The sequence below is a fragment of the Sphingomonas degradans genome, assembly GCF_053502645.1.
The window spans coordinates 829,981-844,056 of record NZ_CP177172.1; the positions used below are offsets into that span (position 1 = coordinate 829,981).

The window sequence follows — 14,076 nt, forward strand, 5'->3', positions numbered from 1 at the left end:
TTGGCCGGGATCAGTGCCGGTGCTGGCGCTTCAGCTGGTAGCGGCCGCCGGCATAATGCTCGAACAGCCCGCCGATCGCGGGATGGTCCACCGGCTCGTCGGTTTCGTCCACCACCAGATTCTGCTGGCTGACATAGGCCGTGTAGCTCGAATCGGCGTTTTCCGCGAGGATGTGGTAGAAAGGCTGGTCCTTGCGCGGGCGCACGTCCTCGGGAATCGATTCGTACCATTCCTCGCTGTTGGCGAAGACCGGGTCGACATCGAAAATCACGCCGCGAAAATCGAACAAACGGTGCCGCACGACCTCGCCGATCGCGAATCGAGCATGGGACACGGGGGGAAGCGGCACCGCCGCGTCATAGGGGAATTCTGAAACCAAACGGGGCATGGCACTAATTTAGTGTCTTTGCCGCAGGGCACAAGGAGGCGCTTGCGCACCGCGAAACACTGCGCTAGAGGCCCGCGCTCAGTCGACCGGCATGGCCGTTCCGCCCCGCGGAACATCATGCTGACCTCAATGCGGAGAGGTGCCGGAGTGGTCGATCGGGGCGGTCTCGAAAACCGTTGAGCCCGCAAGGGTTCCGAGGGTTCGAATCCCTCCCTCTCCGCCATTTATGCCCCTTTGTGGGCTCGCCAAAACCCTCCTAAAGTGCTATAAAACCTCACGAAATCCGGCGTTCTTTGTCTCACCGGATTTCGCTCAATCCTACCACTTCCCACCACAATGTGGTGGGTAAAATGGGGGGTGTTTTGGGAGCGAGGGTTATGGGAAAGCTCACCGCGCTTAAGGTACGCTCATTGTCTGAGCCGGGGCGGTATGCCGACGGCGATGGCCTTTTTCTCGATGTCACCGGCAAGGCGGCCGGCAGGTGGGTTCTCCGGGTTCAGTCAAATGGGCGGCGAAGGGAGATCGGCCTGGGTTCGCTGAAGAACGTCTCGTTGGCGGATGCACGCGATTCAGCCTTCGTCATGCGCAAGAAGATCGCGCAGGGAATTGACCCGGTCGCGGAACGAAAGCAGGAACGGCAGACTGTTCCGACCTTCCGTGATGCGGCCAAACTCGTGCACGAAGAGCACGAAAAGGCCTGGAAGAACGGCAAGCACCAGAACCAGTGGCTTGCGACCCTGACAACCTACGCCTTCCCCAAGATCGGGGACCTCCCGGTGGACAAGATCTAGGGCCCCGCGATCCGGGAGGTTCTGATCCCAATCTGGCTTTCCAAGCCGGAGACGGCGCGGCGGGTACGGCAGCGTATCGGCACGGTTCTCGATTGGGCTTGTGCGAAGGGTTTTCGCGCCACCGAAGCGCCGATGCGGTCGCTGTCCAAGGGGTTGCCGCGGCAGCCCAAGAAGGACGGCCATTTCGCCGCCATGCCCTATGCGGACGTGCCGGAATTCGTGGAGAAGCTTCGCGAACGTGAGTCGGTCGGGCGCCTCGCGTTGGAAGCGCTCATCCTCACGGCTGCGCGGTCGGGTGAAATTCGCGGCGCGCTTTGGTCGGAGCTGGATTTGGGGGCAGGCTTATGGACGGTTCCCGCCGCGCGCATGAAGATGGGGCGGCCTCACATTGTGCCGCTGTCGCCGGAAGCGGTCGCGGCGTTTGAACGCGCGAAGAAATACAAGGCGGGTGTCGGCGACTTGGTTTTTCCTGGCCAGAACGTGAAGAAGCCGCTCTCTGACATGACCCTGCTCAAGATTCTTCGGGACGCGGAGCTAACCGTGACGGTGCACGGCTTTCGCTCTGCCTTCCGGGATTGGGTAGCGGAGCAGACGGATTATTCAGGAGAGATCGCCGAAGCTGCGCTCGCTCACACGGTATCGAACAAGGTTGAGGCGGCCTACCGACGCACCGATTTCCTCGACAAGCGCCGACATCTCATGCGCGATTGGGGGCAATTCTGTAAGAATGCGACTCTCGAGCAGGAGAGCACTGAATAAAGCGGCGAAGGATCTGCCGTCGCGACACGCTAGGCAGGGAAATGGCGTTGAACGCAGTATTGGATGGACGGTGGCCGAAACGGTAGGCGCGATACTCGTCAGTGGAGAGAGAGTACTGCTCGGATTGAGAGCAGCTCATAAATCCTTCGCAGGCACCTGGGACATCATCGGCGGCCATATCGAAGACGGGGAATCGCCATGGCCGGCGCTTTGTCGCGAACTGATGGAAGAGCTTGGTATCGAGTGCGCCGCCGGTGACTATCTCGACACATTGGTGCTGGCCCAGTCCGAGACCCCGTCCGTGGTGCACATCTATGCGGTATCCTCGTGGCTTGGCGAGCCGACCGTCCGGGACGACGAACATTCGGAGATTCGCTGGTTCCCGTTTGAGTCGGCAGCTCTGCTCCCCAATCGCGCGTCGCCGCAGTATCGGACTATTTTCTCGCAGCTGGGCAGGCGTTTCTGCAAAGCGCCTGGCAGCTAGAGCCGTTTCCCAACACCAGCGGCATCGCCTTGGCGAAAGGGATTGCGGCCGTGCAGCGGCACAGCTGCGATCAACGCAGCAGTCACAAGTTGATTTAGCGCTTGCTGGACAAGCGAGTTGGCCCGAGACCGTCCCCTCGATGATCACATTTCCAAATATCGTCGAGAGAGTATCCGACCTGCTTCAAGAGGTTGCGTTCTTGAAGGTGATGCCGCGCTTCCGGTCTTTGGCAAGGAACGATGTCGAGGAGAAGTCATCCGGCGATATCGTGACGATTGCAGATCGAGAAGCCGAGGAAATGATCGCTACTGCCCTTATCCGGTTGATGCCGACTAGCCGCGTCGTCGGCGAAGAGGCCGCATTTCAGAACCCGGCCCTCCTCAACGATCTGGACGACGGCACCCTCTGGCTAATCGACCCCATCGACGGAACGGCCAACTTTGCAGCAGGGCGATCGCCGTTTGCACTAATGTTGGCCCTAGTCTCCGAGGGCGAAACGCTCGCCGGTTGGATATTTGACCCGGTAAGCGGTTCGTTGGCGACTGCCGAACGCGGAAGCGGAGCCTGGCTCGCTGGAACCCGGATAACAACGCAGCACGGCTCACCTGCCGCGTCTGGACTGCGCGGGGCGGTATTCACGAATTTCATGTCTTCCGCCATGGCGCAGACCGTCAACGCTCGCTTGTCAGCGATCGGCGAGGCTTTGCCAGGATATATGTGCTGCGGCGCCGAGTATCCGAGCATCGCGCAGGGGGAGGAAGATTTCGCGCTATTTGGAAACACGCAGCCTTGGGATCACGCACCCGGCGCGCTTTTTCTGACAGAAGCCGGAGGACGGGTAGCCCGTCTCGATGGCAGTCCCTATCGTCCCAATTCTGGTCATGGCGAGCTACTTGCGGCGAGGTGCGAGACGGTGTGGATCCAGATCCAGGACGCGCTGACTACATGGGTATCGAATTGAGTGCGAAGATGAGAACGTGACGATCCCGGATCGCCCCGGCATGACATCCAATATGCACGTTGCTGATCCTCATTCCCCTGCGCGGCTGTTCCGCTCGCGGGCGCATTGGCCGGAAGAGATCGACCTGCATCCGATGGAAGAGATCGGAAATGGACTTGCAAGCAACGACGATTGTCGAAGCCATTCAAGATGCGCCCGGCTGGGTCTGTGTCGGTATCACGGCGCCGACTGCTGAGATGCGCGATTGCGCCACCGAGGAGCTTGCGTCCAGGATCGCGCGGCGGCTCGAGCAACCCGTTGTCGTTGCGCCAGTGGACCAGTTTCGCCCGAGCATCTAGAGCGGGTTCACGACGGGTGGAATCACGGGGGATTCCCTTTTCGCTGATCGTGTGATTCATAGGCAGCCGTCACGAAGGAGGCGGCGATGGGTTGGCGACCTGGGCAGAGTTACTCGCAGGATTTGCGTGATCGGGTGCTGGCGGCGGTGGACAGCGGGATGCCGGTCCGCGCGGCAGCAGTAATCTTCAAGGTCAGTATTGCCTATATCTACAAGGCGCGGATTCGACGGCGGCTGACCGGTGATGCCGGGATCAACCCGAACCGCGGCCGTCCTCCGCGCAAACTCTCCCCGGCACAGGAACTGGTGCTGGCGGCGCACATCCGCTCGCGGCCTGGGATCACGCTGGCGCAGGCGCAGGCGTGGCTGCTGGCCGAACATGGGATCGGGCTCAGCACCGGTGCGATGTGGAACGCGGTTCGGCGGCTCGGCCTGTCGTTTAAAAAAAGCCCTGCACGCAGCCGAGCAGGAGCGGCCGGACGTGGCGGCACGTCGCAAGCTGTGGCGGGCAGCCCAGCCGTTCATCGACCCTGAAAGCCTCGTCTTCCTCGACGAGACAGGGGTGAACACCAAGATGGCGCGGCTCTATGGCTGGGCGCCGGTCGGCGAGCGCTGCCGCGATCGCGTGCCGTTCGGACACTGGAAGACGATGACGTTCATCGCCGGCCTGCGCCTGACCGGCATGACCGCGCCCTGGGTGCTCGATGGGCCGATGGATGGCGATGCCTTCCGGGTCTATGTCCGCGACGTCCTGGCCCCCACGCTCCGGCGCGGCGATGTCGTGGTGCTCGACAATCTGCCCGCCCACAAGGTGGCCGGCATCCGCGAGGCGATCACCGCCCGGCGCGCCCAGCTCTTCTACCTGCCTCCCTACAGCCCCGACATGAACCCGATCGAGATGGCCTTCGCCAAGCTCAAGGCACTCCTGCGCCAGCAGCCAGCCCGAACCGTCGATGCTCTTGTCGAGCGCATCGGCGAACTCCTTGATCGCTTCCCGCCCTGCGAATGTGCCAACTTCTTCCAGGCCGCTGGATATCAACGGTCAATGTGAAATTGCTCTAGCCCGCGGCCTGGTCGTCCACCTCATAGAACATCGGGTTCTTGAGCCATTCGAGGATGGCGGACTCCCGCCAGCCGGCGCAGCGGGTGCTGATCTGGACGTTCTTTGGGAAGGTGCCGTTCTGCATCTTGCGGTACATGGTGGAGCGGCTGAGGCCGGTGCGCTCGAGGACGCTCTTGATCCGGAGGATGCGGTCGGGGGTATCGGTCTGCATTGGTATCACCTTGCACTTGGTGCCGTTGAGTGGTGCGCCCCGGGTAAGTTGGGCAGGAATCCAGGAAGGTGAAAAGGGCCTCTTGGGTGTCAGAAGGTGCCTTTGCGGCCATAGCGTGCACAAACGTAGCATCGCGTAGGTCACTGGAATTTGGGTGCTTGTGTCAGGGCGTCCCACGCTGCGCGTGGCCGCGCTCTACGCCGCCTGCGCGGCGCCGAGTCGCTGTGCGTCTCGGCCCATTCGGGTGACGATCGCCGACGTTTAACGGCGATGCCGTTCAGCGGAACGCGATGTCTGCTGAGCGTGCTCTGACGGACTGCTGCGCAGCCGCCAGGGTCCGCGGCGCCTCTTGTTTTCCGCGTGGCACACTCGATCCGGCCGGAAGGCGCGGCGGCGGCTGGCCCACGACCGCGCGCGCACGCCGCCGCGACGGCCGCCCGGATTCGAGAGTGCTGCTTTGATCGGCGCCGCTGGCGCCGGGCGCTACGCGCTGAAGATCTGCGGACGGCGCGACCGCGCCGGCGTCTGCCTGCCGGCCGCGGCCAAGGGGGGTGGGCGTCGCTCCCTCTAGTCCCGTCGCGGCGTGCCGCAACCCGGCTGCGCCGGGTCCTCCACTGTGTTTCGGCCCTGCAAGCCACCCCATTGCGCAAGCGCAATGGGGACCCCGGGGGTGCTGCCCGCCGCTCAAGCGGGACTGCCGGTCTGCTCCTTGCCGCCCACCCCCCTTTTCCGGGGCCGGTGCGGTGTTTGAAAAGGAGTAGGACAGATGGAACTCAAGCATATCGATACCGCTAAGCTCTGCATCTCCGCTGTGAACATGCGCGCCAAGGGCAAGGCCGACCTGACGCAAATCCTGCCGTCGATCCGGGCGCGCGGCGTGCTGGTGCCGTTGATCGTGCGGCCTGCCGACGAAGACCGGTTCGAGATCGTGGCGGGCAAGCGGCGCTATCACGCGGCGCTGGCCGTGGCTGAGGAGAGCGGCGAGGCAGAACCCCTGCCGTGCGCGATCATGGCGCCGGGCGATGATGCGGCGGCGCTGGAAGCCTCGCTGATCGAGAATGTCGCGCGGCTCGATCCCGACGAGGTAACCTTGTGGGAGAGCTTCACGCGGCTGGTCCGCGAGGGGCGTTCGCCGGAGGACATCGCGCTCACCTTCGGGCTGACCGAGTTGCACGTGAAGCGGACGCTGGCGCTGGGCAATCTACTGCCGCGTGTCCGTGGGCTGTACCGCAAGGGCGACATCGACGCGGCGACGGTGCGGCACCTGACCCTCGCCTCCAAGGCCCGCCAGCGCGACTGGCTGGGGCTGTTCGACGATTCCGACACGCATTGCCCGACTGGGCATCAACTCAAGGCGTGGCTGTTCGGCGGCACGTCGGTGCCGGTGGGCGCGGCGCTCTTCGATCTGGCCGACTATCCCGGCGAGCTGGTGTCTGACCTGTTCGGCGAGGAGCGCTTCTTCGCCGACACAGCCAGCTTTTGGGCGGCGCAGACGCCTGCCATCGAGGCCAAGGCCGAGAGCTTTCGCAAGGCGGGATGGCCGGAGGTGCTGATCCTGCCGACCGGTGAGACGTTCCATAGCTGGGAGCATGAGCGCTGTCCCAAGCGCAAGGGCGGCAAGGTGTTCCTCGCGGTCAGCGCGCGCGGCGAGGTGACCGTCCATGAGGGCTATGTCTCGACGAAGGAAGCGCGGCGGCGCGAACGCGGCGAGGCCAGCCAGGACGAGAAGCCGGTGCGGCCCGAGGTGAGCGCGACGATCCAGAACTATGTCGATCTGCACCGGCATGCCGCTGTGCGTGCCGACCTGATCGACCAGCCCTCGGTCGTGCTACGGCTGATGGTGGCGCACGCCATTGTCGGCTCGTCGCTCTGGAATGTCCGGGTTGAGAATCAGCGCGCATCGAGTGATGCGATTGCCGAGAGCGTCGAGAACTGCGCATCCGAAGCGCGGTTCGACGAGAAGCGGCGCGCGGTGCTGGCGCTGCTCGGCTTCGATCCCGAAACCCCGACCGTCACGCGTGGCTATGACGGCGAGCACGGCATTGCCGGGCTGTTCGTGCGGCTGTTGCAGCTTCCCGATCCGGCGCTGCTCGACGTGGCGGCAATCGTGATGGGCGAGACGCTGGTGGCCGGGAGCGCGCTGATCGAGGTGCTGGGGCCGCTGCTCGGCACCGACATGGCCAAGGTCTGGCAGGCCGACGACGCCTTGCTCGACCTGATCCGCGACCGCGAGGTGATCGGCTGCGTGCTGGCCGATGTGGCGGGTGAGGCTGTCGCCAGCGCCAACGAGGCCTCGACGGGCAAGGTGAAGCGCGGGATCGTGCGCGATTGCCTGACCGGCGAGAACGGGCGGACCAAGGTCGAGAGCTGGGTACCGAAATGGATGGCCTTCCCGCCTGCCGCCTACACCGCGCGCGGTGGCGTGCCGACCGTTGCCCGGGCCGAGAAGATGGCGGGTCTTACCATCGTCCCCGAACCGCTGCCGCTGCGTGCAGCCGCGTAAGCCTGTGTCCGGCGGCCAACGCGCCGCCGGGCCTTCGCAACATCGGAGGACATCATGATCGATGATCCCGACTCCGTAACCCTACGGCGGATCGGACGGGCGGTTCGCAAGCTTCCCCGGTTGCAGCGCGAAATCTTCCTCGCCGCCCGGCTCGACGACATGAGCTATGCCGAGATTGCCGAGCGTACCGGGCTCCCGGTTAGCGAGGTCGAGCTACACCTGGCCAAGGCGCTGGCCAGCATCAGTCGCCGGATGCGCCGACCAGCAAGGCGTTGGTGGCCGCGCCGCTGAACCTCTCGCTCGCCGGGCTTGTGCCCGGCGAGTTTGCGCTTCCCGCAACCCCGGTTAGGAGTGCTTCCTATGAAGACCGAGCTGGACCATCTGCCGGAGAAACAGCAGCACGAACTGGCGCGCGTGCGCGACATTCTGCTTGAGGAGTTCGACAAGGCAACAGCGCGGGCGAGCCAGCCGAACCGGCGCGGCGGCAAGGTCTATAAGATCATCCTGTTCGGCAGCTACGCACGCGACGATTGGGTCGATGAGCCGGAGAACGGATACCAGTCCGATTTCGATCTGCTGGTCGTGGTCAGCCATGAGGACCTGACCGACATTGCCGACTATTGGTACATCGCGGAGGACCGGATCGCCCGCGACCCCGGCATCGCGCGGCCGGTCAACATAATCGTCCATTCGCTCAATGAAGTGAACACCGCGCTCAAGCGAGGCGAGTATTTCTGGACCGATATCGCCCGCGATGGTGTCGCGATCTACGAGCTCCCCTGTCATTCGCTCGCCACGCCGATGCCGCTGACGTCGGTTGACGCGTATCGCGTGGCGAAAGACTACTACGAGCAGTGGTCACACTCAGTGGATGTGTGGATTGAACGAGCGAAGACTTCCGCTGAGAAAGCGGATGATATCGAATGGCGCAAGGCGGCGGCATTCGACCTCCACCAATCAACAGAACGCGCTTACATCTGCTTTCTGTTGGTGCGGACGTTGTATTTTCCGCGCTCTCATAATCTCAAATTCCTGCGGTCGCTATCCGAGGACAAGGAGCCTCGTCTGATCGAGGCTTGGCCTCGCGAAACTCGGGCGGATCGTTCTCGCTTCGAGCGGCTCAAGCGGGCCTATGTCGAGGCGCGATACTCAGCCAGCTACGCGATCGCCGCAGAAGATTTGGAGGCGCTTGCCGCCTCCATTGCAACGCTCCGCGATATAGTCGCAGCGCTTTGCGCGGAGCGCTTGGCCCAGTTGAAAGTCGAGGCCGGCGAACAATAGGCGGCTCGCGCCGCGCGGTTGCCCGCGCGGCGCTCGCTTATCTCAGGCAGGCTTGGCAGCGCGCGGTGCCCGCTTTGGCTTTGCTGCGGGCGGCGTAGCAGCGGCACCACCACGGGCTGCGCGCCCCTTTGCGCCCAGACCAATCTTGTGTGCCATGGCACGGCGCGCTTCCGAATAGGTCGGCGCGACCATCGGATAGTCCGGCTTGAGATTGTAGCGGGCGCGATACTCTTCGGGCGTCAGGCCATGCGTCGACAGGTGGCGACGCAGCGTCTTGTACGGCTTGCCGTCGATCAGCGAGATGATGTGATCCTTCGATGCCAGCGACTTGCGCACGGTAACCGCGGGCGTGAATTCCTGCTCGGGAGCGACTTTTTGTGTGTCGTCGCCGGAATTCGACGAACTACCGGCCAACTCCGTCACCGTTGCGTGCATGGTGCGCAGGAAGGCGGGGACGTCTTCGGCGGAGACACGGTTGTTCTGATTTCCGAGCCAGGCGATCGTGAGTTCGGTCGCGAGCTCGACTGCGTTCAAAGAGTTTTCATCGGACATCAGGGTTCCTATTCAATTGTGTGGCGACCACATTGGCGCCTTCGCGAACCGTCTCCCCCGGTTGCATTGTTCCATGTCGAACGCGCATTTCGAATTCAACTGCCGAGATGCTTAATCGTCGGAAGAGTGTTCAAATGCGCGCTGACCGCGACGCCGCCACGAGGTTAGCGCTTGCTGGCGATGTTCGCCGCGCAATGCAGCGGCACCTTCGACCATCAGGCCGAAGATTACCGCGCGGTCGTCGTCGGTCAGTTCGAGTAGCCCGGCCTTGGCAACAAGCCCGCCAAGCTCGATCAACTGGCGGGTGCGCTCGCGCCGCTTCACGACCCAGTCTCGCGTATCATCACGCGCGATCCTGGCTTGCAACCGATGACGTCCTGCCATCGCCCGCCGGATCGCTGCGCGCGTCACTGCGAGCGACGCCGCCAGCTTTGCGTGACCCTTGAAAGAAGGCGGCTCCGCGCTTGCGCCAGCCCTCCCTCGCGGCGGCATCGTTGCTGTCGACGGCACTCAACAATGCGCCGGCAAGCAGCTCAATTGGCAACGCGTCGGCGCCGGTTGCGGCGACAACCTCGCCGAGCTGCTGAACCTTGCGTTCCTTGAGCAGCTTCGCCTTGTCGTTGAGCGCGTGCAGTTCCGAATCGTAATCGCGGGGTTTGCGCATCGTGCCGTCCTCAATTGCTGTGGAGGGACGCTTCAGTTAGTAACTGCATCGATCAGCGTAAATAGCATGAAACATCGTGGGATGAACCGATCCCGAGAAAGATGAATTCTTTCGAGGGCGCGCTTATACGTCGTGCCGACGTCGCTTGTGTAGTGTAGATGGATTGCCGTTATGGCGATCTATCACTTCTCGGCCAAAGTCATCTCTCGCGCTGCAGGCTCGTCGGCGCTGGCGTCTGCGGCATATCGCTCGGCCTCGCGGCTGCACGATGAGCGGCTCGACCGGAGCCATGACTTCTCCAACAAGGCAGGCGTCGTCCATTCCGAAGTGCTGCTGCCGGAGGGCGCACCGGAGCATCTCGCCGACCGCGACCGGCTGTGGAACGAAGTCGAGGCAGTCGAGAAGCGGATCGACGCGCAGCTCGCGCGCGAGATCGAGTTCGCGATTCCGAAGGAGATGACGAAGGAACAGGGGATCGCGCTGGCGCGCGACTTCGTCCGCGGGGAGTTTGTGGACCGCGGCATGATCGCCGACCTCAACGTCCATTGGGATATTGGCGCCGATGGCGAGCCCAAGCCGCATGCGCACGTCATGCTGACGATGCGCGAGGTGGACTCCGACGGGTTCGGCAAGAAAAACCGCGACTGGAACCGCGCCGACCTGCTCGAGAAATGGCGCGAGCGGTGGAGCGGCCATGTCAACAAACGGCTCGCCCAGCTCGATATCGATGCGCGCATCGATCACCGCTCGTTGGAGGCGCAGGGGATCGAGCTCGAACCGCAGCACAAGATCGGCCCAGCGGCGTCGCGGATGGCAGCACAGGGCCTCGAGTCCGAGCGTGCCGCCGAGCATCTCGAGATCGCGCGCTTGAACGGCGAGAAGATCATCGCCCGTCCGGGGCTCGCGCTCGATGCGATCACTCGCACCCAGGCGACCTTCACCACCCGTGACCTTGCCCGGTTTGCGCACCGGCATAGCGACGGCAAGGATCAGTTCGATTCTGTGATGGCGGCGGTGCGCGCATCGCCTGACTTGGTCGCACTTGGCAGCGACGGGCGCGGCGAAGAGCGGTTCACCAGCCGGGACATGATCGAGACCGAACAGCGTCTCGCGCGCGAGACGCAGGCGCTGGCTGAGCGCGAGCGGCACCGCGTCGGAGCGCGGAACCGCGAGCGCGCGCTGGCAAATGCCGAGCAGCGCGGGATGCTGCTGTCGGGCGAGCAGCGTGCGGCGTTCGAGCACGTCACAGACGGCAGGGATCTCGGCATCGTCATCGGCTATGCCGGCACGGGCAAGTCAGCGATGCTCGGGGTTGCGCGCGAGGCATGGGAGCGTGCCGGCTATCAGGTCCAGGGGCTCGCGCTGTCCGGCATCGCTGCCGAGAATCTCGAGAGCGGCTCGGGCATCGCGTCGCGCACCATCGCCAGCATCGAACATCAATGGGGGCAGGGCAGGGAGCTGCTGACCGACAAGTCTGTCCTCGTCATCGATGAAGCCGGGATGATCGGCTCGCGACAGATGGAGCGGGTGATCGCCGAAGCCGAAAAGCGCGGCGCCAAGGTCGTGCTGGTCGGCGATCCCGAACAGCTCCAGGCGATCGAGGCGGGTGCCGCGTTCCGCGCCACCGCCGAGCGGCACGGCGGCATCGAGATTACCGAGGTTCGCCGCCAGCGCGAAGACTGGCAGCGCGATGCAACCCGGCACTTGGCGACTGGCCGAACCGAAGCGGCGCTGGGCACCTATGCCCGAGCCGGAATGCTCGTCGAGTCGGAGACCCGCGCGGAGGCGCGCGAGGCGCTGATCGACCGCTGGGATGGCGACCGGGTCGCCGATCCGGCGCGCTCTTCGATCATCCTGTCGCATACCAATCAAGAATGCGATGAACTGAATGCGCTGGCCCGGGACCGTATGAAGCACGACGGGACGTTAGTTACTGAAGTTGCTGTGAAAACCACGCACGGCGAGCGCTTGTTTGGGCCTCAGGACCGCATCATGTTCCTGCGCAACGAACGCGAACTGGGCGTAAAGAATGGCTCCCTTGGCACCATCGAACAGGTTGATCGCGCCCGCATGGCAGTGCGGCTCGACGATGGCCGGCGCGTCGCGTTCGATCTCAAGGACTATGCCGACGTCACCCATGGCTACGCGGCCACGATCCACAAGGCGCAGGGGCTCACTGTCGATCGCGTGCATGTGCTTGCGACGCCAGGGCTCGATCGCCACGCTGCCTATGTTGCGCTGTCGCGGCACCGCGACGCGGTGCATCTCCATTATGGCCGCGACGACTTCGAGGGCATCGAGCGGCTCGCCCGCACGCTGTCGCGCGACCGGGCGAAGGACAGCGCGCTCGATTACGAACAGAGTGCGACCCGCTTTGCCGAGCGGCGAGGGTTTGATCGATCGCGGATACTCGACGCGCTGGCTCGCGAACCGCTGGTCGATCGTAGGCATACGGCGCCCGAACCGCCGAAGCGTGGCCGGTTCGACGGGTTGCGGCTGCGCGTGCACGATGCCGAGCCGGCAAGGCCGCGCAGTCGGTTCGATGGGCTCAAGCTATCGACCTCTCCGGAGCAGGCCCCAGGCGATCAGCACTCCGCGCTTGGCTCGGCGGTCCAGCGCTATGCCCGCGCCGTGCAGGACATCGATCGGATGACCGGGCAGGGCCTCCCCGCACTCGAATATCAGAAGGCCGCCAAGCTACAGGCTGCCCGGGCGCTCGACGCCGTCCAACCCACTAGCGCGCGCGACCTCGACGCCGCGTTCGCGCGCGAGCCCGGTCTGGTCGGCGAAGCAGCCAATGGCCGCACTGCCGGCGCAATCCGCCAGATGCAGCTGGAGGCGGAGGTCCGCACCAACCCTGAGCTTCGCGCCGACCGGTTTGTCCAGCGCTGGCAGCAACTGCGCGCGGAGCGCGACGTGCTGCGCGCCTGGCTGCTCGGTCAGCCGCTTGCTGGACTCGGTGGCGAAGACCAAGGCGAAGTGTTGCAGTTCATCGAAGGCGGCCTCGTATATCGGTTGCCATGGGCGATGGAATCGATCCGCGTGCGCGCTACCGCCAACGATGATCTGTTCGGCGACTTCCGGGTCGATGATCATGAGTTGGGATTGGCCGTGTCGGCGGTCGAGACCGGCACGCTGCTGCGATCGGCCTCCTTGCTGATCCAGGCGGGCTTCAACTCAAGGCTGGCGGCAATCAAGGTCGTTCAGGACACGGGCGCCACCTTCACCTCCGGCGACGAACTGCGAGCTTGGCTCAAGACACCCGCCTTGGCGCAGTGGAGCGCGATGCCCGACTGGCCCACCGCGGAGACCAAGCCGATCTGGCTCGAATTCCTATACGGGTTTGTGCCGCTCGATAGCCGAACCTGGTCGGAGCAGAAATTCTGGGCGAACGTCAACTGGGTGGTCGCACCGCCTCCGCCGCCCGGCACGCCTTTGCGGGTGCACCAGCTTAACGGCCAGCCCGCGATCCTGTCGGCAACCGGCGAGAAGATCGGCGTGATGCTCGCACCGCTTAATTCCGACCGAGCGGGTCTTTTGCGGGTGACCGTGTCGGCCGAGCCCGGGCGTATCGACATCAGCTATCTCGGACCTCCCGATCTGTGGAATGTCTGACGCGCTACGCCGGTGGTCGCTTGACGTGCGCAGCCCTTGCGGGCGAACACTCATGCGCTTATGTTAGACAAAATCTAATTTTGTTGGACATATTGAAATGGCCAAGCAAGGCAGCAGCATCAAGGGCGCGGCGAAGAGCCACGGCAGGAACACAAGTGGCGTCAGCCGGACGGGCCGGGTCCTGCGTGATGCGGGTACCGGCCAGTTTCTCGGCGTGCACGCGACACGGGTCGAGGCGGTCATGGCCGCGGCCGAACGCTCCGGTCTGCTCAATGAGAAGGGAGGGCGGATCGGCGGTCGTGTCAGTCCGGCGCTTGTCCGCCAGGCTAAGGCGCAAACCGGCATCAAGACCGACACCGATCTCATCGAGTTCGCGCTCGCCAGCGTCGCGCTCGAGGACAGGTTCGCCGAGAGCTTCAAAGCCGTACGCGGCATCGTTGATCCGGACCTGAAGCTCGGCTTCTGAC

The 14,076-nt window shown here is 64.2% G+C and carries 15 protein-coding genes, 1 tRNA gene and 1 pseudogene; 12 read left to right on the plus strand and 5 right to left on the minus strand.

The window, feature by feature from the left end:
- Nucleotides 1–10 precede the first annotated feature (10 nt).
- Nucleotides 11–388, minus strand: coding sequence for a heat shock protein HspQ (hspQ, locus tag ACG3SL_RS03895; RefSeq protein ID WP_448663825.1), 378 nt, complete (start codon nucleotides 386–388; stop codon nucleotides 11–13).
- A 133-nt stretch (nucleotides 389–521) separates the two neighbouring features.
- Here hspQ and ACG3SL_RS03900 point away from each other — a divergent pair.
- The 7 genes and pseudogenes from ACG3SL_RS03900 (at nucleotide 522) to ACG3SL_RS03930 (ending at nucleotide 4,771) form a co-directional block, all read left to right on the plus strand.
- Nucleotides 522–611: transfer RNA gene (locus ACG3SL_RS03900), tRNA-Ser, on the plus strand.
- A 154-nt stretch (nucleotides 612–765) separates the two neighbouring features.
- A pseudogene (locus ACG3SL_RS03905) lies at nucleotides 766–1,299 on the plus strand (tyrosine-type recombinase/integrase); the annotation flags it as partial.
- Between the two features lie 12 nt (nucleotides 1,300–1,311).
- Nucleotides 1,312–1,938 (plus strand): tyrosine-type recombinase/integrase, encoded by a 627-nt coding sequence (locus tag ACG3SL_RS03910; RefSeq protein ID WP_448665062.1) that lies wholly within the window; start codon nucleotides 1,312–1,314, stop codon nucleotides 1,936–1,938.
- Between the two features lie 70 nt (nucleotides 1,939–2,008).
- The gene (locus tag ACG3SL_RS03915; protein ID WP_448663826.1) at nucleotides 2,009–2,422 is read left to right on the plus strand and encodes an NUDIX domain-containing protein; all 414 of its coding nucleotides are present in this window, start codon (nucleotides 2,009–2,011) and stop codon (nucleotides 2,420–2,422) included.
- Nucleotides 2,423–2,561: 139 nt separating this feature from the next.
- On the plus strand, nucleotides 2,562–3,383 hold the full coding sequence (locus ACG3SL_RS03920; RefSeq protein ID WP_448663827.1) for an inositol monophosphatase family protein: 822 nt from the start codon (nucleotides 2,562–2,564) through the stop codon (nucleotides 3,381–3,383).
- A 149-nt stretch (nucleotides 3,384–3,532) separates the two neighbouring features.
- Nucleotides 3,533–3,721, plus strand: a complete 189-nt coding sequence (locus ACG3SL_RS03925) for a DUF6771 family protein (protein WP_448663828.1) — start codon at nucleotides 3,533–3,535, stop codon at nucleotides 3,719–3,721.
- 86 nt (nucleotides 3,722–3,807) lie between these two features.
- Nucleotides 3,808–4,771 (plus strand): IS630 family transposase gene (locus tag ACG3SL_RS03930; RefSeq protein WP_448661465.1). Its coding sequence is split into 2 segments (ribosomal slippage): nucleotides 3,808–4,158 and nucleotides 4,160–4,771, totalling 963 coding nucleotides; the frame shifts between segments, so codons are not numbered across the junction.
- A 7-nt stretch (nucleotides 4,772–4,778) separates the two neighbouring features.
- On the opposite strand, the gene ACG3SL_RS03935 is transcribed toward ACG3SL_RS03930, so the two are convergent.
- Entirely contained in the window at nucleotides 4,779–4,994 is a 216-nt protein-coding gene (locus tag ACG3SL_RS03935) for a helix-turn-helix transcriptional regulator (protein WP_448663829.1), read from the minus strand.
- A gap of 766 nt (nucleotides 4,995–5,760) precedes the next feature.
- On the opposite strand from ACG3SL_RS03935, the gene ACG3SL_RS03940 reads away from it, so the two are divergent.
- From ACG3SL_RS03940 to ACG3SL_RS03950, 3 genes are all read left to right on the plus strand, one after another.
- On the plus strand, nucleotides 5,761–7,497 hold the full coding sequence (locus tag ACG3SL_RS03940) for a ParB/RepB/Spo0J family partition protein (RefSeq protein WP_448663830.1): 1,737 nt from the start codon (nucleotides 5,761–5,763) through the stop codon (nucleotides 7,495–7,497).
- A gap of 54 nt (nucleotides 7,498–7,551) precedes the next feature.
- Nucleotides 7,552–7,788, plus strand: a complete 237-nt coding sequence (locus tag ACG3SL_RS03945) for a sigma-70 region 4 domain-containing protein (protein ID WP_448663831.1) — start codon at nucleotides 7,552–7,554, stop codon at nucleotides 7,786–7,788.
- 69 nt (nucleotides 7,789–7,857) lie between these two features.
- Nucleotides 7,858–8,778, plus strand: coding sequence for a nucleotidyltransferase domain-containing protein (locus ACG3SL_RS03950; RefSeq protein ID WP_448663832.1), 921 nt, complete (start codon nucleotides 7,858–7,860; stop codon nucleotides 8,776–8,778).
- A gap of 42 nt (nucleotides 8,779–8,820) precedes the next feature.
- Here the strand turns inward: ACG3SL_RS03950 and ACG3SL_RS03955 are convergent, their stop codons facing one another.
- The 3 genes from ACG3SL_RS03955 to ACG3SL_RS03965 form a co-directional block, all read right to left on the minus strand.
- A complete protein-coding gene (locus tag ACG3SL_RS03955) occupies nucleotides 8,821–9,330 on the minus strand; it encodes a MucR family transcriptional regulator (RefSeq protein ID WP_448663833.1) in 510 nt (169 codons plus the stop codon).
- Nucleotides 9,331–9,441: 111 nt separating this feature from the next.
- Complete coding sequence (locus ACG3SL_RS03960; protein ID WP_448663834.1) at nucleotides 9,442–9,654, minus strand: conjugal transfer protein TraD; 213 nt, start codon at nucleotides 9,652–9,654, stop codon at nucleotides 9,442–9,444.
- A 19-nt stretch (nucleotides 9,655–9,673) separates the two neighbouring features.
- On the minus strand, nucleotides 9,674–9,994 hold the full coding sequence (locus ACG3SL_RS03965; protein ID WP_448663835.1) for a conjugal transfer protein TraD: 321 nt from the start codon (nucleotides 9,992–9,994) through the stop codon (nucleotides 9,674–9,676).
- A 171-nt stretch (nucleotides 9,995–10,165) separates the two neighbouring features.
- Between ACG3SL_RS03965 and traA the strand changes: the two genes are divergently transcribed.
- Both traA and ACG3SL_RS03975 read left to right on the plus strand, forming a co-directional pair.
- Nucleotides 10,166–13,609: a Ti-type conjugative transfer relaxase TraA gene (traA, locus tag ACG3SL_RS03970; protein ID WP_448663836.1), complete on the plus strand. Its 3,444-nt coding sequence runs from the start codon at nucleotides 10,166–10,168 to the stop codon at nucleotides 13,607–13,609.
- A gap of 97 nt (nucleotides 13,610–13,706) precedes the next feature.
- Nucleotides 13,707–14,075 (plus strand): hypothetical protein, encoded by a 369-nt coding sequence (locus tag ACG3SL_RS03975; RefSeq protein WP_448663837.1) that lies wholly within the window; start codon nucleotides 13,707–13,709, stop codon nucleotides 14,073–14,075.
- Nucleotide 14,076: the final 1 nt, after the last annotated feature.